The sequence below is a fragment of the Streptomyces sp. NPDC045968 genome, from assembly GCF_056430475.1.
Genome location: NZ_JBWKLF010000002.1, coordinates 294,924 through 317,040 on the forward strand (window position 1 = coordinate 294,924; position 22,117 = coordinate 317,040).

A 22,117-nucleotide genomic window follows, 5' to 3' on the forward strand; every position below is an offset into this window, starting at 1 on the left:
TCGCTTCGCGGACCGGTTACGTCGTGGCCCGTGGCCCCCGCGGGATCGGCAGGAATCCTGTTCCGTGGAAGTAGGTCAGGTAGCGGGTCAGGACGTCGTCCGTCAGGGGCGGGAGGTGGATGCCCAGGGCCCCTGCGGCCTTGGCGGTCTGGCTGGAGTCGAAGCCGCGGTGCTCCACCGCCTCGTGCCGGGCCCGGCCTTCGTCGCCGAGGAACAGCTGCGCCGCGTTGTCGTGTTGGGCCGCGACACGGGCCTGCCAGCTCGGGGCGGGAAGAGTGCGCAGTTCGTGGCCCAGGCGCTCGGCCGCTTCGAAGACGCGGTCCAGACCCGGCGCGTCCGGGTTGGTGAGGTGATAGGTCTCGGCGCCTGTCTGGCCGGACGCGGAGAGCGCCACGACCGCCGCGCTGACGTAGTCCACGGGCACCCAGTCGGTCGTGCCGTGCGGCAGGTCCGGCACCGCGCCCGCCTGGAGGCACCCCTTGATGAGCTGCCACAGCAGGTCGCGGTCCTGGCAGGCGCCGGTGGCGGTGTCGCCGCTGATGCGGCCGGGCCGGTAGACGGTGACCGGCAGGCCGCGTTCACGGGCCAGGCCCACGAGTTGCTCGGCGACCCACTTGCTCTGCGCGTAGCCGTCGGGCAGGCCGGACGCCGGGCCCGTCGGGGTCGACTCCGTGATGGTGACGGGATCGGGGCCGGGTACCGGAGCGTAGACGCTCGTGGTCGAGAGGTAGTGCATCCCGGGTGAGGCGGAGTCGGCGAGCAGCCGCAGCAGTTCCTCGGTTCCGGCCACGTTGGAGGCGCGCAGATCACCGTATCCAGCGGCGAAGTTCACGCGCGCGCCGTTGTGGATGACGAGGCCCAGGCGACGCACCAGGGCGGCGCGGTCCTCGGCCGGCAGACCGAGGCCGGGCGACGCGAGGTCCCCGGGGACGGCGTGGATCAGGTCCGCGTACCGGGGGCTCCACAGGCCGTAGCGCTCCAGGTTGGCCCGCAGCCGGTGCGCGGCGCGCTGCTCGTCCTCGGCCCGTACGAGGCAGTCGACCGGGCCGTCGGTGGTCTCGATGAGATCGCGCAGGAGGAAGGCACCGAGGAAGCCGGAGGCGCCGGTCAGCAAGGGCCGGACGGAAGGGCGGGAGCGCCTGCGGTCGGACGCCGGGTTCGCGCCGGTCCGGCCGGTGATGTCCGCTGCCAGCCGGACCTCGGCGGCGAGGTCCGGCGCGGCGGCGTCCTCCCGGCTCCCGTCGTCCACCGTGTCCCCCAGCAGACGGGCCATGCCCTCGACGGTCGGCGCGGCGAACAGGGCGCGCAGGGAGGGGCGTCGGCCGCACCGTTCCGCGATCCGCTGGGCGAGGGTGACGGCGAGAAGCGAGTGGCCGCCCAGCGCGAAGAAGTCATCCGTGACGCCTACCTCCGGCACGCCGAGTGTCTCCGCGAACGCCTCGCACAGGGCGCGCTCGCGCGCGGTGCCCGGCGCACGGCCACCGGCAGGCACGACCAGGCCGGGTGCGGGCAGAGCGCGCCGGTCGGTCTTGCCGTTGGGGGTGACGGGCAGTGCGTCGAGCCGTACGTGCGCGGCGGGGATCATGTGGTCGGGCAGGGTGGCCGCGAGGTGCGCGCGCACCTCGTCGTCGTCCGGACCGGCCGCGCCCGCCGCGGGCACGGTGTAGGCGACCAGACGCCGGTCGCCGGGCCGGTCCTCACGGACGACGGCGCAGGCCGAGGCGACGCCGGGCAACGCGGTGAGCGCGGCTTCGATCTCACCGAGTTCGATGCGGAAACCCCGAAGCTTGACCTGGTCGTCGACGCGGGAGACGTAGAGGAGTTCCCCGTCGGCCGTCCAGCGCACCAGATCACCGGTGCGGTACATGCGGCCGCCCCCCGCGCGGTCGAAGGGGTCCGCCACGAAGCGGGACGCGGTGAGGGCGGCCCGGTCGTGGTACCCCCGGGCCACTCCCTCACCGGCGACGTACAGTTCGCCGACGACGCCCGGCGGCACAGGTGCCAGCCGGCCGTCCAGGACATGGACGCGGGTGCCGTTGACGGGGACGCCGATGGGCACGGCGCGGTCGGGGGCGAGCGGCCCGTCGGCGTGCTGGAAGGTGCTCATGGTCGCGCAGACGGTGGTCTCGGTCGGGCCGTAGGCATTGACGAGGAACCGGTCCCCCGCCCATGCGCGCGCCAGGGCCGGCGGGCACGCCTCGCCGGCGAGGACCATCGTCGTCCCGGGGGGCAGGGAGCCGGGCGGCATCACCGCCAGAGCGGCGGGCGGCAGGGTGAGGTGGGTGACGCCCCGCTCGCGGACCAGGGCGGCGAGGGTGGGGCCGGGCAGCAGGGCTTCGCGTTCGTCGATCTCCAGGCAGGCGCCGGAGAGCAGCCCCATGCACAGTTCCCAGAACGCGGCGTCGAAGCTCACGGACGCCATGTGCAGCACCCGGCTGCCCGGGGCGACGCGCAGCCGCTCGCTCTGGGTCCTGGCCATGGCGCCGGCGCCCCGGTGGGTGACCACGACTCCCTTGGGGCGGCCGGTGGAGCCTGACGTGTAGATGACGTACGCCGGGTGCGCCGGGAGCAGGACCGAAGCGGGGCCGGAGCGGCCGGACGTCGGTGTGCTGGGGTCGCCGACGTACACGCAGGGCACCGGGGATGCCGGGAGGCGGCCGCGGACGGCGGGTGTGGTGAGGAGCAGGCGTGGCCGGGAGTCGTCGAGCATGTAGGAGAGGCGCTGGGACGGGTAGTCCGGGTCGAGCGGTACGTACGCCGCCCCGGCCTTGAGCACGCCGAGGAGAGCGACGACGAGGTCGTGGGTGCGGGGCAGAGCGACGGCCACCCGGTCCTCGGGGCCGATGTTCCGCGCCACGAGGTGACGGGCGAGAGCATCGGCGCGGGTGTTGAGCTCGCCGTAGGTGAGGGTGGTGCTCGCGTCACGGACGGCCGGGGCGTCCGGGGTACGCCGGGCCCACAGCTCGAAGAGCGCGGGGACCGTCGACTCGGGCACGTTCTCGACGGGACCGGTCTCCCATACGGCGAGCCGGGCGCGCTCGGCGGCGGTGAACACGTCGTACGTGCTCAGCCGGCGGTCCGGGTCGGCGGTGACGGCGGTAAGCAGGAGGACCAGCCGTCCGACGAGGTCGCGGACCGTGGCCTCGTCGAAGAGTTCCGTCGCGTAGTCGACGGCCGCCCGCATACCGCTGGGCGCGCCGCTGTCGTCGTACGTCTCGGTGAAGGTGAACGACAGGTCGAACTTGCTGACTCCGGGGTCGACCGGGACACCCTCGGTGGTGAGGCCGGGCAGGTCCATGGGAGCGGCGGGGGTGTGGTTCTGGAGGATGAGCATGGTCTGGAAGAGCGGGTGGTGGTTCTGCGAGCGTGCGGGGTTGAGCAGTTCCACGAGGCGCTCGAAGGGGACGTCCTGATGTGCGTACGCCGAGAGGTCGAACTCCTTCACACGGTCGAGGAGTTCGAGGAACGTGGGGTCACCCGTCAGGTCCGTGCGCAGGACGAGTGTGTTGACGAAGAAACCGACGAGGTCCGACGCGGCCTCGTCGGTGCGTCCGGCGACGGCCGTCCCCAGCGGGATGTCGTCGCCCGCGCCGTGCCGGGAGAGCACGGTCGACAGGGCGGCCTGGAGCACCATGAAGACGCTGCATCCGCTGGTGCGGGCGAGGTCGGCGACCCGCCGGGCGGTGGCGGGGTCGAGGGCGAAGTCATGGGTGGCGCCTGTGTGCCGGGGCGTGGCGGGACGCGCCCGGTCCCAGGGGAGGTCGACCATCTCCGGCAGCCCGTCCAGCGCGCTCTTCCAGTAGGCCAGCTGTCTGGCCACAAGGCTTCCGGAGTCGAGCTCCTCGCCCAGGAGGCGGCGCTGCCAGAGGGTGTAGTCGGCGTAGTCGACGGGAAGTTCCGTCCATGCCGGTGCCTCGGCGCGGACGCGGGCGCGGTAGGCGACGCCGAGGTCGCGGGCGAGGGAGGCCAGGGACGAGCCGTCGGCGGCGATGTGGTGGATCACGAGGACGAGGACGTGGGCGTCGTCGGCCAGACGCAGCAGGGTCGCCCTGAGCGGGAGACTCCGCTCGATGTCGATCGGTGTGGTCGCGGCGGCTCTGATGCTTTCCTGGAGGCGTTCCTCCTCGACGGTTTCGAGGGCGAGCGGGAGGCGGACTGCGTCCGGGGCGGTGATGTGCTGGCGTGGCCGGCCGTCGCGCTCCGGAAAGACGGTGCGCAGGGCGGCATGCCGGTCGATGACGTCGCGGAGGGCCTGGCGCAGGGCTTCCGTGTCGAGCGGTCCGTCGACGCGCAGGGCGAAGGGAATGTTGTAGGTGGCGGAGGGGCCTTCGAGGCGGTGGAGGAACCACAGGCGCTGCTGGGCGTAGGACAGCGGGAGGACGGCCGGTCGTTCCTGTAGCACGAGGGCGGGACGGGCCGGACGGTCCGCCTCCTGCAGGGCGGTGGCGAGCGTGGCGACGGTGGGGTTCTCGAAGAGGGTACGGATTTCGGTCTCGGTGTCCAGCGCGGTGCGGATGCGGCCCACGAGCCGGGTGGCGAGCAGGGAGTGGCCGCCCAGGGCGAAGAAGCTGTCGTCCATGCCGACGCGGGCCACACCCAGTACGTCGGCGAACAGCCCGGCGAGGATCTCCTCGTGGGCACCGCGCGGCGGCCGGCCCGCCGCGCCGGGCGGGGTGGCGGGCGCGGGCAGGGCCGAGCGGTCGAGCTTGCCGTTGGTGGTCAGCGGCAGTGCGTCGAGTCGCTGGATGACGGTCGGCACCATGTAGGCGGGCAGGTGGCGGCCGACGTGGGCGGCGAGCTGGTCCGGGTCCGGAGTGTGCCCGGGAGCCGGGACGACGTAACCGGTCAGGGTGCGGTCGCCGGGCAGGTCCTCGCGGACCAGGACGCAGGCCGCGCGCACGGACGGGTCGCTGCGGAGCACCGCCTCGATCTCGGCGGGCTCGATGCGGTGGCCTCGGAGTTTGATCTGCTGGTCGGCCCTGGCCACGTAGTGCAGGGTGCCGTCGGAGTCCCGGCGTACGAGGTCGCCCGTGCGGTACATCCGTGTCCCGGTGCCGGCGAACGGATCGGCGACGAACCGGGAGGCGGTGAGGCCGGGGCGCCCCAGGTAGCCGCGCGCCACACCGGGTCCCGCGACATACAGTTCGCCCTCGGCGCCGGGCGGCACGGGCCGCATCGCCGCGTCGAGGACGTAGGCGCGCATGCCGTCGAGCGGCCGGCCGATCGGCGGCACACCGCCGCGAGCGTCTCCGGGGCCAACGCGGTGGAGAGTGGCGAAAGTGGTGGTCTCGGTGGGCCCGTAGACGTTCAGGAAGGCGGTGCCCGGGTGCGCCGCGGCGAGGCTCTGGAGGACGCCGGGCGCCGCGGCCTCTCCTCCTGAGGCGACCAGACGGAGCAGGCCGAGGGCGGCGGGATCGGTCTCGGCGATGACGTTGAACAGGGCCGTCGTCAAGAACGCCGCCGTCACGCCGTCACTGGCGACGAGGTCGCGGAGTGCGGCCGGCTGGAGAACGCCCTCGGGCGCCACGACGACACGGCCGCCGTTGAGGAGGGGGACCCAGATCTCGAAGGTGGAGGCGTCGAAGACGTACGCGGAGTGCAGCAGGACGGCGTCGGCCGCGCCGTCACCCCATGTCCGGTGGGACGCGAGGGCGGTGATGTCGGCGTGGGTGACGCCGACGCCCTTGGGCAGCCCGGTGGAACCGGAGGTGAACATCACGTACGCGAGCCGGTCGCCGCCCGTGACGGTGGGGAGGCCCCCCGGGGCCGCGGGTCCTCCGTGCCGGACCTGGCCCGCGGCGTCCACGGTCACTACCTGTACGTCGGGCCCGAGCAGGCGCACCCACGGGTGCGTGCGGGTGGTCTCGTCGACGATCACGGCGCGCAGGGCGGCCACCTCTGCGACGCGGGAGAGTCGCTCGGCGGGCCAGCGCGGATCGAGCGGCACATAGGCGGCGCCCGCGCGCAGGGCCGCCAGGGAGGCGGTGACCAGAGCCGTCGAACGGCCCATGAGGATACCGACGCCGCCCTCGGCGCCGGTGCCGGTGCCCGTCAGGACCCCGGCCAACTCCGCTGACACGTCGACCAGTTGCCGGTAGGTCAGCTGCCTGTCGGCATCGGAAACGGCCACCGCATCCGGGTGGCGGGCGGCACGCCGGGCAACGGCGTCCGGGATGCTCTCACCCAGGGTGGCGCATGCCAGCTCGGCGCCGATCCCCTGGGAGAGCAGCGTCTCGCGCTCACCGTCCAGGAGGACGGGGACGGCGTCGGCGCGGTGGTCGAGCCCGTCCGCCATCGCAGTCAGCAGACGCCGCATGCGGGCGACCGTACGGGCCACCTCGTCGCGGTCGAGGACGGCGGCCCGGTAACCGAAGGTGATCCTCAGGGTGTCCCCCGGAGCCACGGTGAGGGTGAGGGGGTAGTGGGCCGCGTCCGTGCCGCTGAATCCGGTCACGGCGAGACCGGACAGTCCCCGCTGCGCGGTGCGCAGGGCCTCGGCGTCCATCGGGTAGTTCTCGAACACGGCCAGGGTGTCGAAGAGTTCGTCCAGGCCTGTGACGTCACGTATCTCGGTCAGGCCCACGTACTGGTGGCCGAGGAGGCGGCTCTGTTCCTCCTGGAGCCGGGTGAGGAGCGCGGCCAGCGTCTCGCCGGGCGCCGGGCGCAGCCGTACCGGCACGGTGTTGATGAACAGGCCGACCATCGACTCGATGCCGGGTATCTCCGGCGGGCGGCCGGAGACCGTGGTGCCGAACACGACGTCCGGGCGTCCGGTGCGGTACGCGAGCAGCAGACCCCATGCACCTTGGACCAGGGTGTTCAGGGTGAGCCGGTGGGTGCGGGCCGTCTCGCGCAGCCGGTGCGTCGTGGCCGCGGGTAGGTCGAGGACGAGGGTGTCGGGCAGATCGCCGGAGCCCGGGACGCCCCCCGCACCGCGCCCGGCGAGCAGGGTGGGCGCCTCGATGCCGGCCAGGGCGGTGCGCCAGGCGTCCAGGGCGGCGGGACGGTCCTGGCGGGCGAGCCAGGCGAGGTAGGTGCGATAGGGGACGACACGCGGCAGTGTGCTGTCGTCGCCCCGGTGGGCGTACAGCTCGAACAGTTCCCGCACGAGCAGAGGCATCGACCATCCGTCGAGCAGGATGTGATGGCTCGTCATGACGAGCCGGTGGCTCTCCGGGGCGGTACGCACGAGGGTGAACCGCATTAGCGGCGGGGTGGTGAGGTCGAAGCGGCGGGTGCGGTCGGCTGCGAGGAACGCGGTGAGGCGCTCCTGTGCCGTGCCCGTACCGTCCGCCCCGGTCAGGTCCAGTTCCTCCAGCGGCACCGGAACCTCGGCGGCGACGGCCTGCACGGGCTCGTCCAGTCCCTCGTGGAGGAAGCCGACCCGCAGGTTGGCGTGCCGCCGCAGCAGACCGCCGACGGCGGCGTGCAGGGCCGGGACGCTGACGGGGCCTTCGAGGTCGAAGACGAACTGCGCGGTGTAGACGTCCACGGCGCGGGAGTCGTACAGCGCGTGGAAGAGCATGCCTGCCTGCAACGGCGTCAGCGGCAGTACGTCTTCCAGTTGGAACCCGGTCACTTGCGGCCACCCCACTTGTTCTGCAGTCGGTCGATCTGGGCCTGGTCGAGCGAGACCAGGGGAAGGTCGGACGGCGTGTAGCCGCCCGCGTCGGGTCGTTCGGCGTGTTCGGCAACGGCCCGCAGAGCGCGGGTGAAGGCGTCGGACAGGGACTCCACGTCCTCCTCCTTGAGGAGGTCACTGGGCCAGGTCCAGCGGGTCACCAGGCGCGGCCCGTCCGGCAGGTCCTCGGTGTGCGCGTTGATGTCGAGGACGTGGTGGACGGGCATGTCGGGGTCCTGGCTGCGCGGTCCGCCGCCGTCGAGCAGTACGTCCCAGTCGGCGCCGTCGCCCCCGTCCGCCGCCTTGGGCGAAGCGGCGTACCGGCCGAGGTAGTTGAAGCCGATCTGGGGGTCCGGCGCGGCGGCCAGCAGGGGGCGGGTGGCCGGGTCGAGGTGGCGCAGCATTCCGTAGCCGACACCGTGGTCGGGGATGGTGCGCAGTTGCTCCTTGACGCGTTTGAGGGCGCGTTCGACCAGTGCGGCGTCGAAGCGTCCGGGGTCGCGGGCGTCGACGGGTCCGGGGTCGAGCCGGACCGGGTAGAGGCTGGTGAACCAGCCGACCGTACGGGAGAGGTCCAGGTGGTCGGCGATCTGTTCGCGGCCATGTCCCTCCAGGTCGAGCAGGACGGCGGTGCCGGCCGGCTGGGAACCGCCGGGGGCGGCGGCCCGTTCCGCACGCCAGGAGCAGACGGCGAGAGCGAGGCCCGTGAGCAGGACGTCGTCCACTCCGGCGTGGAAGGCGGCGGGGGCTGTGGTGAGCAGGGACGTCGTCCATGTGGCGGGCAGCTGGGTGACGAGGGTGCGCGTCCGGTCGGCGGTGTCCAGGTCGGGGTTGAGCGGCCTGTATCCCAGCTGCGGATCGGGCGTACTCGACGCCGTCTGCCACAGCGTCAGTTCGCTCCTGCGTGCCGACTCGTGCGCCTGGGAGGACAGGAACCGCGCCCACTGCCGGTAGGAGGTGGTGACCGGGGGCAGCGCCGCCGGCCGTCCGTCGGCGGTCGCGGCTTCGGTGGCGGCCTGCCAGGCGGTGGCCACGTCGGAGGCGAGGATGCGCCAGGAGACCGCGTCGACGGCCAGGTGGTGCACGACGAGCAGCAACCGGCCGCGGGCGTGGGGCCCCGCGTCGCACCAGACGGCCTCGACCACCTCGCCGTGCGGGGGCCGCAGCCGTCTGCGTGCCTGTTCCCCCGCCTCGGTGACGGCGGCGCGGACGGCGTCGTCGTCGAGACCCGCGACGTCGACCCGGGTGAAGCGGCGCCGGGCGGGCACGGAGCCGGGTGGCAGGGTTTCGAGGAGGGGTGCGCCGTCGGCCGACCGGGTGGTCCGCAGGCGGAGCATGTCGTGGTGGTCGATGAGGAGTTGGAGGGTCGCGACGAGGGAGTCCTCGTCGGCTCCCACGGGCGTGCGCAGAACGCCGGACTGGTTGTATCCGTCCGTGGTGCCCGGCCGTTCCAGGAACCAGGCGACGATGGGCGTCGGTGGCATCTCGCCGGTGCCCTGCCCGGCCGGCTCCGTGGTCTCCGTGTCCAGGGAGGTGGCGACGGCCGCGATGGCCTCGGGTGTGCGGTGGACGAAGACATCGCGCGGGGTGACTCCGAGGCCGGCCTCGCGGACGCGGCTGACGAGCTGGATGGAGAGGATGCTGTCACCGCCGAGCGCGAAGAAGTCGTCGTCGGTGCGGACGGCGGGAGTGCGCAGGACGGAGGCGAACACCTCGCACAGGACGCCTTCCTGGGCGGTGCGCGGCCGGCCGCCCGGCCGGCCGGCGGCGGGGCGCTCCGGGGCGGGCATGGCGCGCCGGTCGGTCTTGCCGTTGGGCAGCAGCGGCAGCGCGTCGAGGGGGACGAGGACGGCGGGCACCATGTACGGCGGCAGGACCGCCATCAGCCGGGCGCGCAGCTCACTGTCGGTGAGAGCCGTGCCGCCGTGCTCGTCCGGAACCGTGTAGGCGACCAGACGCCGCTCTCCGGGGCTGTCCTCGCGGACGAGGGCACAGGCGGCGGCCACACCGTCGAGCGCGGTGAGAGCGGCCTCGATCTCGCCGAGTTCGATGCGGAAGCCGTGCAGCTTGACCTGGTCGTCGGCGCGGGAGACGTAGGTGAGCAGGCCGTCGGCGTCCCGTCGGACGAGGTCGCCCGTGCGGTACATGCGGCTCCCGCCCGGGCCGTAAGGGTCGGCGACGAACCGCGCGGCGGTCAGGCCCGGGCGCCCCAGGTAGCCGCGCGCGAGGCCGTCGCCCGCGACGTAGAGCTCACCGGTGACCCCCGGCGGCACCGGCTGGAGGCCGGCGTCCAGGACGTAGGCGCGGGTGTTGTCGACGGGGCGGCCGAGCGGGACGGTCCCCTCCCCCGCCTCCGCCGTGCCGCCTCGGTAGTGGTGGGCGGCGGCGTCGATGGTCGTCTCGGTGGGCCCGTAGAGGTTGTGCACCTCGACCCGCCAGGCCGAGCCGGCTCGCTCCGCCAGGCTCCGGGTCAGGGGTTCTCCGCCGCACAGGACGGCCCTCAGCGTCGGGGGCGCTTCCTCGCGAGCGGTCTCGGTGAGGACGAGCGAGAGGTGGGAGGGCACGAACTGGGCGAGCGTCGTGCCCGTGTCGCGCATGCGGGCCAGCAGCTCCGCCGGGTCGTGGTTGACGGCGGGGGGCACAGGGCAGGTGGCGCCTCCGTGCAGGAGCGGCAGCCAGGTCTCCCAGACCGAGGCGTCGAAGCTCGGCGACGTACGGGCGAGGACCCGGTCCTCGTCGGTGAGGCCGAGGTGGTCCGCCATCCACGCCATGTGGTTGGTCAGGGACGCGTGGGTGACCACGACGCCCTTGGGGCGGCCGGTGGATCCCGAGGTGTAGATGACGTACGCCGCGTCGCGCGGATCCGGCGCGGCGGCCGGCGGCGCCGTGTGCCCGGTGGACCAGGCGGCCCGGTCGTCGAGGGCGAGGCAGGGCACGGACGGGCCGTACCGCGCGGTGCGCGCGGTGCCGTGGGTGAGGAGCAGTGCCGGGCGGGCGTCGTCGAGCATGTGGGTGATGCGCGCTTCGGGGTACTCCAGGTCGACGGGCAGGTACGCGGCCCCGGCCTTGGCCACCGCCAGCATCGCCACGACGTGGTCGGCGGTGCCTTCCAGGGCGAGGGCGACGAGGTCGCCCCGGCCGATGTTCCGGCTGTGCAAATGGTGCGCCAGATCGTCGGAGAGCGCGTCGAGTTCGCCGAAGGTGAGGCGGTGCGCGCCGTCCAGCACGGCGATCGCCGCGGGGGTGCGTGCGCACTGGGCGCGGAACGCCTCGGGCGCCGTGCGGGCCTCCACCCGCCGCACCGGGCCCCGCGCGGCGCGGTCGAGGCTCCGCAGGTCGGCCGCGTCCAGGACGTCGACCGTGCGGACGCGCCGGCCGGGGGCGGCGGCGAGCGAGGCGAGCAGACGGGTCAGCCGGGCGGCCAGCGTGTGCGCGGTGGCGTGGGCGAAGAGTTCGGTGGAGAACTCCAGGACGCCGTCGAGGCCGGCGGGCAGGCCCGCGCCGTCACGGGTCTCCGTGAAGGTGAAGGTCAGGTCGAACTTGCTGATGCCGGTGCGCACGGGCTGTTCCGTCACCGTGAGCCCGGGGAGATCGACCACCGCGTCCCCCTGGTTCTGGAGGACGAGCATGGTCTGGAACAGCGGGTGATGGTTCTGGGCCCGGACCGGGCTGAGGGCATCCACCAGTCGTTCGAACGGTACGTCCTGGTGGGCGTAGGCCGCCAGGTCGAACTCCCGCACACGGTCGAGCACCTCGTCGAAGGTCGGGTCGCCGCTCAGATCGGTGCGCAGGACAAGGGTGTTGACGAAGAAGCCGACCAGATCGTCGAGGGCTTCGTCGGTGCGTCCGGCGACGGCGGTGCCGAGCGGGATGTCCTCACCGGCGCCGTGCCGGGACAGGAGCACTGACAGGGCCGCCTGGAGCACCATGAAGAGGCTGCACCCGCGGGCACGGGCGAGTTCCGCCAGGGCCCGGTGGGTGTCCGCGTCGACGGGGAAGGCGAACGCGTCGCCGCGGTGCGCCGTCACGGCGGGTCGCGGCCGGTCGCACGGCAGGTCGAGCAGGTCGGGAGCGCCGGCGAGCGCGGTGCGCCAGAACTCCAGCTGGCGGGCGGCCTGGCTGGACGGGTCGTTCTCGTCGCCGAGCAGCGCGCGCTGCCACAGGGTGTAGTCGGCGTACTGGACGGCGAGTTCCGTCCAGGAGGGCTCCACATCCTCGGTACGTGCCCGGTACGCCTCGCCCAGGTCGCGCGCGAGCGGGGCGAGGGACCAGCCGTCACCCGCGATGTGGTGGACGACCAGCACGAGGACGTGGTCCTCGGCGCCCAGCCGCACCAGCCGGGCCCGTACGGGGACGTCCGCACCCACGTCGAAGGTGTGCGCCACCTCGGCGCTCAGGACCTCGTCGAGGCGGGCGGGAACCGTGTCACGGGGCGTCAGGTCGAGGTCCGCTCCGGCCGCGTCGCGGATGACCTGACGTGCCACGCCATCGGTGTCGGGAAAGACGGTGCGCAGGCTCTCGTGGCGTTCGACCACGTCCGCGAGGGCGCTCTCCAGGGCGTCCGCGTCGAGCGGGCCGCGCAGACGGAGCACGAGCGGCACGTTGTACGTGGCGCTGGGCCCCTCGAACCGGTTGAGGAACCACAGGCGCTGCTGTGCGTAGGACAGCGGCAGCGGATCGGGACGGCTCGGGGCGCGCTCCAGGGAGCTCCTGGCCGTTTCGGCACCGTCCAGCGCGGCGGCGAGCGCCGCCGGCGTGGGGTGCTCGAAGAGGGTCTTGACCTGGACCTCCACCCCGAGCGCGGGGCGTATGCGCGCGGTGAGGCGGGTGGCGAGCAGCGAGTGGCCTCCCAGCGCGAAGAAGTCGTCGTCGGCGCCCGCCCCGTCGAGGCCGAGCACGTCGGCGAAGAGGCCGCACAGGATCTCCTCGCGGGCGGTGCGGGCGGCGCGTCCGCGGGCCGGAGCCTGGTGTGCCGGGGCGGGCAGGGAGCGGCGGTCCACCTTGCCGTTGAGGGTCAGCGGCAGCGCGTCGAGCAGGACGAACGCGGAGGGCACCATGTAGGCGGGCAGGGACCGGCCGACGGCGCGGGCGAGGTCGCCCGGTTCGGGGCGCGCCCCGCGGGCGGGCACCACGTACGCGACCAGCCGCCGGTCGCCCGGGGTGTCCTCGCGGACGACGGCGAATGAGTCGGCGACGCCGTCGCAGCAGGCGAGCACGCCCTCGATCTCTCCGAGTTCGATGCGGTAGCCGCGCAGTTTCACCTGCCCGTCGGCGCGGTTGACGTAGGCGATCTGACCGTCGTGGGTCCACCGGACGAGGTCGCCGGTGCGGTACATGCGTCCGCCCGCCGCGTCGAACGGGTCGGCCACGAAGCGCGCGGCGGTCAGACCCGGCAGCCCGGTGTATCCGCGTGCCACACCACGCCCGGCGAGATACAGCTCGCCCACGACGCCCGGCGGAACGGGACCCAGGGAGCCGTCGAGGACGTACAGGCGCATGCCGTCCAGGGCGCGGCCGATGGGTGGCGGGCCGGACGGCAGGTCGGCCGCCACGTCGTAGCGGGTGGCGAAGGTGGTGGTCTCGGTGGGCCCGTACACGTGGAGGACGCGCACCCCGGGCGCGGTGCCCGCGACCCGCTGCATCGCGTCCGGTGAGGCGAGTTCCCCACCGGCGCACACGAGCCGGAGGCCGGCGAAGGCGCCCGGATCGGTCTCGGCGATCACGTTGAACAGGGCCGTGGTCAGGAAGACGGCGGTCACGTGGTGCTCATGGACGGCGTCGCCGAGGACGTCGGCCTCCAGGACGCCGTCCGGTGCGACGACGATCCGGCCGCCGTGCAGGAGCGGTGCCCAGACCTCGAACGTGGAGGCGTCGAAGACGTACGCCGAGTGCATGAGGACCGCATCGGCGGCGCCGCCGTCCCAGGCGGAGTCGGCCGTGAGCGCGACGACGTCGGCGTGCGTGACGCCGACGCCCTTGGGCAGGCCGGTCGAGCCGGAGGTGAACATCACGTAGGCGAGCGCGCCCGGGCCCGGTACGGCTGCCGGGCGGCCCGGCTGCCGGGGCGCACCCCGCAGGACGCGGCCGAGCCCGTCCACGACCACGAGCGGCACCCGGCGTCCCGTCGCGGTGACCCAGGGGGTGGTGGAGGCTTCCTCGTCGACGACGAGGACGCGCACATCCGCCACCCCGGCGACCTGGTCGAGCCGTTCCCCGGGCCAGCGCGCGTCCAGCGGGACGTAGGCGCCGGCCGCGCGGACCACGCCGAGGGAGACCGACACCACGGCCGGCGACCGGGTGAGCAGCACGCCGACCCCGGACTCCGGGCCGACGCCGAGGCCCGCCAGGGTGCAGGCGAGGTCGGCGGAGATTCCATCGAGCTCGGCGTACGTGAGGGTGGCGTCGCCGCCGGTCACGGCCACGGCGCCGGGTGTGCGGTGTGCCTGGGCCGCGAAGAGCGCGGGCAGGGTGGCGTCCACGGTGTCCGCCGGCAGGCGCCGGCCGGTGCCCCAGCGCGTGACACGGGCGTGTTCGTCGGGCGTCATCAGGTCGTAGGCCGCCAGCGGCAGACCGGGGTCGTCCGCCACCCGTTCCAGGAGACGGACGAGGCGGTCCGCGAGGGTCTCGACGGTGGTCCGGTCGAAGAGCGCGGTGGCGTACTCGATCCCGGCGCTGAGGCCGCCCCCGGCCCGCTCCTCGGTGAAGGCGAAGGTGAGGTCGAACTTGCTCAGGCCGTTGTGGACGAGCCGGTCCTCGACCGTGAGACCGGGCAGGTCGGCGCGGGCCGTCTCCTGGTTCTGCAGGACCAGCATGGTCTGGAACAACGGGTGGTGGTTGCGCGCCCGGACGGGGTTGACACTCTCGACGAGGCGCTCGAAGGGGACGTCCTGGTGCGCGTACGCGGCCAGGTCGAACTCCCTCACGCGTACGAGCAGTTCACGGAAGGTCGGGTTGCCCGACAGATCCGTCCGCAGGACGAGCGTGTTCACGAAGAACCCGACCAGATCCTCCAGGGCCTCGTCCGAGCGGCCGGCGACGGGTGAGCCGAGCGGGATGTCGTCACCCGCGCCGTGCCGGTGCAGCAGGGCGGCCACCGCCGCCTGGAGCACCATGAACATGCTGCTGCCCGACTCCGCCGCGAGACGCAGAAGACGGGTGTGCAGGTGGTCCGGAACGTCGAAGGTGTGGACGGCGCCCCTCGGGTCGGTCGTGACCGGGCGAGGCCGGTCCAGTGGCAGGTCGATCAGGCCCGGCAGTCCCGCCAGCGCGGTGTGCCAGTGGTCGAGTTGCTGGCGCAGAAGGCTCTGCGGCGCGACGCCGTCCCCCAGGACCTCGTGCTGCCAGAGGGTGTAGTCGGCGTACTGGAGCGGGGTGCCGGCCGCCTGCGCGGGCTCCTGGCCCGCCAGCCGGGCCCGGTAGGCCTCGCCGAGCTGGCGGGCGAGCGGGGCGAGTGACCAGCCGTCGGCCGCGATGTGGTGCAGTACGAGTACCAGGACGTGGTGGCCGGGTGCGGCACGCAGAAGCAGGGCGCGCAACGGCGGGTCCGTGAGGACGTCGAACGGCTCGCGCACGGCGGCCAGGACGGCGTCCTCCAGCTCGGCGGGCGCCGAGACGACGACGGGCAGCGGGAGCGAGGCGGCGTCGGCGGGAAGCACCATCTGGTAGGGGACACCGTCCCGTTCGGGGAAGACGGTGCGCAGGGCCTCGTGCCGTTCCGCGACGTCGAGCAGGGCGGCACGCAGGGCGTCCGTGTCCAGGGCGCCGCCGAGTTCGAGGACGAGCGGGATGTTGTAGGTGGAGCTGGGGCCTTCGAGCCGGCCCAGGAACCACAGACGCTGCTGCGCGAAGGACAGCGGCAGCGGGTCGGGCCGTCGCGTCACGGGCACCACCGGGGGGCGGGTCCGGCCCGGCGTGCCGAGGACGCGGGCCAGCCGGGCGGCCGTCGGGTGCTCGAAGAGGGTGCGCACGGCGATCTCGGCACCCAGGACGGCACGGACACGGCTGACGACGCGCATGGCCAGGAGCGAGTGCCCGCCGAGGTCGAAGAAGCTGTCGTGCGGGCCGACGAGGGGCTGGTCCAGGACGTCGGCGAAGATGCCGGCGAGCATGTCCTCCTGGAGGTTCCCGCCCGGTCCGGCGGGAGTGCCGCCGCCCGCCTCGGGCTCCGGCAGGGCACGCCGGTCCACCTTGCCGTTGGGCAGGAGCGGGAGACTGTCCAGGACGACGACGGCCCCCGGCACCATGTAGTGCGGCAGGACCTCGGCGAGGCCGTCGCGCAGAGTGGCGGGGCGGGGGGCGTGGTCTCCCGTGACGGCGTAGGCCACGAGTCCGCGCCGGCCGGGTATGTCCTCACGGATCACGGCGCACGCGGCGGTGACGCCCGGCCTCGCCAGGAGTGCGGCCTCGACCTCGCCCAACTCGATGCGGAAGCCGCGGAGTTTGACCTGGTCGTCGGCGCGGGCCACGTAGTCGAGCAGGCCATGGCGGTTCCACCGTACGAGGTCGCCCGTCCGGTACATGCGGGCACCGGTGGCTTCGAACGGGTCGGCGACGAACCGGGTGGCGGTCAGGCCCCGGCGTTCCAGGTAGCCACGGGCGAGGTTGGGACCCGACAGGTACAGCTCCCCGGTGACGCCGGGCGGTACCGGCCGCAGCCGGCTGTCCAGGACGTAGGCGCGCGTGCTGTCGACGGGAAGGCCGATCGGCACGGTCTCGGACGGCGTCCGGGCGGGCGTGTCTCCGCCGGTCTCCGGGCCGCCGACGCGGTGGGCGGTCGCGTCGATGGTCGCCTCGGTCGGCCCGTAGAGGTTGTGCACCTCGGCCCGCCACAGCTCGGCGACGTCGTCGGCGAGGGTACGTGGCAACGGTTCGCCGCCGCACAGGACGGCGCGCAGGCCGGGGAGCGGCGAGGCGTGCGCCGCCTCGGCGAGGACGAGGGCCAGGTGCGAGGGGACGAACTGGGCGACGGTGACGCCGAATCGGCTCATCCAGGAGACGAGCGTGGCCGGTTCCCGATTGGCGTCGTCGGGCAGCACACAGACTTCGGCTCCGTTCATCAGCGGGAGCCACAGCTCCCACACGGAGGCGTCGAAGCTGGTGGAGGTACGGGCGAGGACCCGGTCGTCCGGTGTGATGGCCAGGTGCCGCGCCATCCACGCCATGTGGTTGGTCAGGGAGGCGTGGGTGACGACGACGCCCTTGGGCCGGCCGGTGGAGCCGGAGGTGTGGATGACGTAGGCGGGGTCCGCGGGGTGGGGGGTGTCCAGGACGGGCGGAGTGGGGCCCGTGGGCCGGCGGACGGCCGGGTCGTCGAGGGCGAGCCACGGTATGTCGCAGCCGGGCAGGCCCGCGTGGACGTCCGCGGTGGTCAGCAGCAGCACGGGGCGGGCGTCGTCGAGCATGTACCGGATGCGGGCGGGCGGGTACTGCGGGTCGACGGGCAGGTAGGCGGCACCGGCCCGCAGCACGGCCAGCATGGCGACGACGGTGTCCACGGACGGCGGCGCGGCAAGGGCCACCCGGTCCTCACGGCCCGCCCCCCGCTCGCGCAGGACGTGGGCGAGCGCGTCGGCGCGGGCGTCGAGTTCGGCATAGGTGAGGCTCGTGTGCGCGTCACGCACGGCGACGGCGTGAGGGGTGCGCACGGCCCACTCCCTGACCGCTTCGGGGGCGGTGCGGGAGGGCGGCGGAAGCTCCGCACCACGTCCCTGGCCGAGGAGGAGGTCCCGCTCGCCCGGGGCGAGGGGGTCGAGGTCGCCGACCGCGCGGTCGGGGTCGGTCACGGCCAGGGTGAGGACGCGGGCGAAGCGGGTGCACAGAGCGCGGGCGGTGGCGGCGTCGAAGAGGTCGGTGGCGTATTCGAGGTACCCGCCGATGCCGCCGGCGGGGGTGCCCGCGGACGCGCGCTCGGCCGGGCCGGTGTGTGCGGTGGGTCCGGCTCCCGTGGCACGGGTGAGCCCGGTGGCGTCGGCGGCTTCCGTGACTTCGGTGAGCGCGAACGTCAGGTCGAACTTGCTGACCCCGGTGTGCCGGGACCGGTCGTGGACGGTGACTCCGGGGAGATCGAGCCCCGCCCGCTCCTGGTTCTGGAGCACCAGCATGGTCTGGAAGAGCGGGTGGTGATCGCCGGACCGCTCCGGGTTGAGCGCCTCCACGACCCGCTCGAAGGGGATGTCGCCATGGCTCAGGGCGGCGATGTCGAACTCCTTGACCCGCTCCAGCAGTTCGCGGAAGGTCGGGTCGCCTGACAGGTCCGCGCGCAGGACGACGGTGTTGACGAAGAACCCGACCAGGTCGTCGAGCGCCTCGTCGGTGCGCCCGGCCACGGCGGTGCCCAGCGGGATGTCGGTACCGGCGCCGTGGGCGTGCAGGGTCACGGCGAGGGCGGCCTGGATCACCATGAAGGGGGTGCAGCCGGTGGCGCGGGCGAGCCGGGTGAGCGCGGCGTGCGCGGGCGCGGGCAGGTCGAAGGGGACCGCGTCGCCCCGGTGGCTGGACACGGCCGGGCGTGGCCGGTCGAGGGGCAGGTCGAGCAGGTCGGGGGCGCCCCGCAGCGCCTCCCGCCAGAAGGCGAGCTGGCGTGCGGCCAGGCTGTCCGGGTCGTCGTCGGCCCCGAGCAGCCGGCGCTGCCAGAGCGCGTAGTCGGCGTACTGCACACGCAGCACGGGCCAGTCGGGCGTACCCGTACCCGAGCTCCTCGCGCGATAGGCGGCGCCCAGGTCACGGCTGAGCGGGGCGAGGGACCAGCCGTCGGCGACGACGTGGTGGAGGACCAGGACCAGAACGTGGCGGGCCGGGCCCAGGCGGAGCAGATGCGCGCGGACGCCGAGGTCGCCGGTGAGGTCGAAGGGCACCGCGGACAGGCGGCGTACCGTTTCCCCGGCCCAGACGTCGGCGGTCTCCCCGTCCGGGACCGGTTCGACGACGAGGGGGACGAGCGCCGCGGCGACGGACGCGTCCAGAACCTCCTGACGGGCCACACCGTCGTGCTCGGCGAAGACGGTGCGCAGGCTTTCGTGCCGGACGACCACGTCGGCCAGGGCGCCGCGCAGTGCGTCCGTGTCCAAGGCGCCTTCGAGTTCCAGGACGAGCGGGACGGTGTAGGTGTCGTTGGGGCCCTCGACGCGGTTGAGGAACCAGAGGCGCTGCTGCGCGAAGGACAGCGGCACCGCTTCGGGCCGTTGCTGCGGGGTGAGGGCCGGCCGGGCCGCGACGGTGGTGTCGAGGGCGGCGGCCAGCGAGGCGACCGTGGGATGGTCGAAGAGGGTACGCAGATCGAGTTCGGCGCCCAGGACGGCCCTGAGCCGGCCGGTGAGGCGGGTGGCGAGCAGGGAGTTGCCGCCCAGGGAGAAGAAGTTGTCGTCGATGCCGACGACGGCCATGCCCAGGACATCGGCGAACAGGCCGGCCACGACCTCCTCGTAGGCCGTGCGCGGGGCACGGCCCGTGGTGGCGGCGGCGCGCGGGGCCGGCAGGGCGCGGCGGTCGACCTTGCCGTTGGGATTCAGGGGCAGCGCGTCGAGGTGGACGAACACGGACGGCACCATGTACGCGGGCAGCGTGCGTCCTGCGCGGCGGGCCAGGGCGGCGTCGTCCAGCGGGGCGCCGGGCGTCCGCGCGACATAGGCGACGAGCCGCCGGTCGCCCGGAGTGTCCTCGCGGACCAGGACGCACGCGGCACGCACATCCGGGTCGGCGAGCAGGGTGTTCTCGATCTCGGCCGGCTCGATGCGGAACCCGCGGAGTTTTACCTGCCCGTCCGCGCGTCCGACGTACTCGATGTCGCCGCGCGCGGTCCAGCGCACGAGGTCGCCGGTGCGGTACATGCGGCCACCGTGCGGGCCGTACGGGTCGGCGACGAACCGGGTGGCGGTCAGCGCAGCGCGGCCCTGGTAGCCGCGAGCGACACCGTGGCCGCTGACGTACAGCTCCCCCACGACTCCGGGCGGCACCAGTCCGAGCGCGCCGTCGAGCACGTACAGGCGCATCCCGTCGAGGGCCCGGCCGATGGGCGGGACGCCCTGCGTGCCGGGTGCGACCTGGTGGCGGGTGGCGAAGGTCGTGGTCTCCGTGGGCCCGTACACGTGCAGGACACGTGTGCCGGGCGCGGCCGCGGTCACCCGCTGCATGAGACCCGGGGTGGCGGCCTCGCCCCCCGTGGCGACGAGGCGCAGCCCGGCGAAGGCCGCGGGGTCGGCCTCGGCCACCACGTTGAACAGAGCCGTCGTCAGGAACAGCGCGGTCACCCCGTGCCGGTCCACCGCGTCTCTGAGGGCCGGCGCCTCCAGGACGCCGCCGGGCGCGACGACCACGGAGCCGCCGTTCAGGAGCGGCACCCAGATCTCGAAGGTGGAGGCGTCGAACACGTACGCCGAGTGCAGCAGCACCGCCTCACACGCACCGTCCGTCCAGGCGGTGTCGGCGGCGAGCGCCAGGACGTCGGCGTGGGTGACACCGACACCCTTGGGCAGACCGGTGGAGCCGGAGGTGAACATCACGTAGGCGAGCCGGTCGGCCCGGATCACTCCCGGCAGCGGTCGCGGCCGTGGTGGGGCGCCGCGCACGACGCCGCCCAGACCGTCGACGACGACGACCGGCAGGGTGGTGGCCATCTCCTCGACCCAGGGCCGAGTGGCGGTGGCCTCGTCGACCACCAGAGCGCGGACGCGCGCCACTTCCGCGACGCGGCCGAGCCGCTCGGCCGGCCAGGCCGCGTCCATCGGTACGTACGCGGCACCCGCGCCGACCGTGGCGACGGTGGCGGTCACCAGGGCCGCCGACCGGCCCAGGAGGACACCGACGCCGTCCTCGGCACCGATGCCCCAGCCGGCCAGGGCGCCGGAGAGGTCGTCCGCCGCCCTCGCCAGCTGCTCGTACGAGAGCGTGACGGCACCGTCCACCACTGCCGGGGCGTCGGGGGTCAGCCGTGCCCGCACGCCGAAGGCCTCCGGCAGGCTCGAAGCCGTCCTCAGGGGCGGCAGGCCGGTGCCCTGTCCCTGAGCGAGCAGCGTCTTGGCGGCGGTGTCGTCGAGGAACGGCAGGTCACGGAGAGGGGTGTCGGTGTCTGCCTGGGCCAGGGCCGTCAGGAAGGATACGAGCGTCTGCTGGAGCAGCCGCACGTCCTCGGGGTGGTACAGCTCGGCGTTGGCGTCGAAGCCGATCAACGGCCCTTTGCCCTCCGCCCGTTCGGAGACGAAGAGCGACACGTCGTCGACCGGGCCGATGGACAGGACGCGCGAGGGGGCGGGGCTGCCGGCGAAGTCGAGGTCGTAGTCGTAGCCCATGATGTTGACGACGACGTCGGTCAGGTGCGCCCCGCCGTCGGTCATATTCAGTTCACGGGCGAGCTGTTCGCGGGAGAAGCGGCGGTGGCGCAGGGCAGCGCCCATCTCGGCGGCGACTGAACTAACCAGGGCACCGACCGTCATGTCGGCGGTGACGGTCAGGCGTAGCGGGAGGATGTTGGAGGTCATCCCGACGATGTGCCGCAGTCCGCCGTGACGGCCGTTGGATGCCAGGCCCACGGTGACGTCCTGCGCGCCGGTGACCCGGCCGACGTAGGCGGCGACCGCGCTCACGAGGACGGCGCTCCACCGGGTGCGGCCGGCCGCGGCGAGCCTGCGCAGGTCGTCGTGAACGGTGACGGGAAGCGTCTCGCCGGTGTGCATCCGGACGTCCGCTCCGGCGGCCGCGGCGGGTGCTGGTGTGCCGGCGCGCCGACGGATGAGCGCCGTGCCGCCGCGCGCGGGCGAGTCGGCCCCGGCACCGGCCGGGTGCGCCGCGTCGGTGCCCGCCAGGTCGGCGAACTTGCCGGTCCAGTAGGCGCGGTCGGCCTCGTAGCGGTCGGAGCCGCGGTAGGCCGCCTCGTCGGCCACGAGGTCGCGCAGGGACGCCGCGGGCAGCTCGGCCGCGGCAAGGTTCTCACCGCGTACGGCACGTCCGTAGAGGTCGGCCACGGTGCGCCCGAAGACGGCGCCGCCGAGGCCGTCGACGGCGATGTGATGGAAGCGGACGTACCAGTAGTGCAGCCGGGTGCCGAGACGCAGCAGCGCGAAGTGGTGGCGCGGGGCGTCGAGCCGGTCGACGGTGGACATGTCGTCGGCCATGTAGCGCTCGGCCGCCGCGGCGGGGTCGTCGGCGCCGCACAGATCGACCCGGTGGAGCCGGTCGGTGTCGGCCGTGGGGCGGTGGGCGACGCGCTGACGCACGGTCTCGCCCCGCGTTACGAACTCGACGTGAAGGCTGTCGCACAGGGCGACGGCGCGGCCGAACGCCGCGGCGAATAATTCCCCGTCGAGGTCTCCGCGGATCTCGAAGCATTCCCCGATGTTGTATTTCGGGCTGTCCGGGTCGACGAGCTGCCCGTACCAGACTCCCTGCTGAGCCGTGGTCAGTTCGAGAAATTCGCCGGGAACCGTGTCCGTCGGAGGGGAACTGTTTTCCTGCATGCCGATCCACACCTTTGGGGAGAGTTTTCGGGGACGGTGAAGAAGGGCC

General features: G+C 73.8%; 2 protein-coding genes. Both read right to left on the reverse strand.

All coding sequences use genetic code 11. From position 1 onward, the window contains the following. Positions 1–16: 16 nt before the first annotated feature. Positions 17–7,579, reverse strand: a complete 7,563-nt coding sequence (locus AC07FA_RS07050) for a non-ribosomal peptide synthetase (protein ID WP_479073683.1) — start codon at positions 7,577–7,579, stop codon at positions 17–19. Next, the gene (locus AC07FA_RS07055; RefSeq protein WP_479073684.1) at positions 7,576–22,068 is read right to left on the reverse strand and encodes an amino acid adenylation domain-containing protein; all 14,493 of its coding nucleotides are present in this window, start codon (positions 22,066–22,068) and stop codon (positions 7,576–7,578) included. The genes AC07FA_RS07050 and AC07FA_RS07055 overlap by 4 nt, the downstream gene beginning before the upstream one ends. Positions 22,069–22,117 lie beyond the last annotated feature (49 nt).

Excerpts from the sequence above, each read along its gene's own strand:
- AC07FA_RS07055 (WP_479073684.1), bottom strand. The coding sequence starts at position 22,068 with ATGCAGGAAAACAGTTCCCCTCCGACGGACACGGTTCCCGGCGAATTT.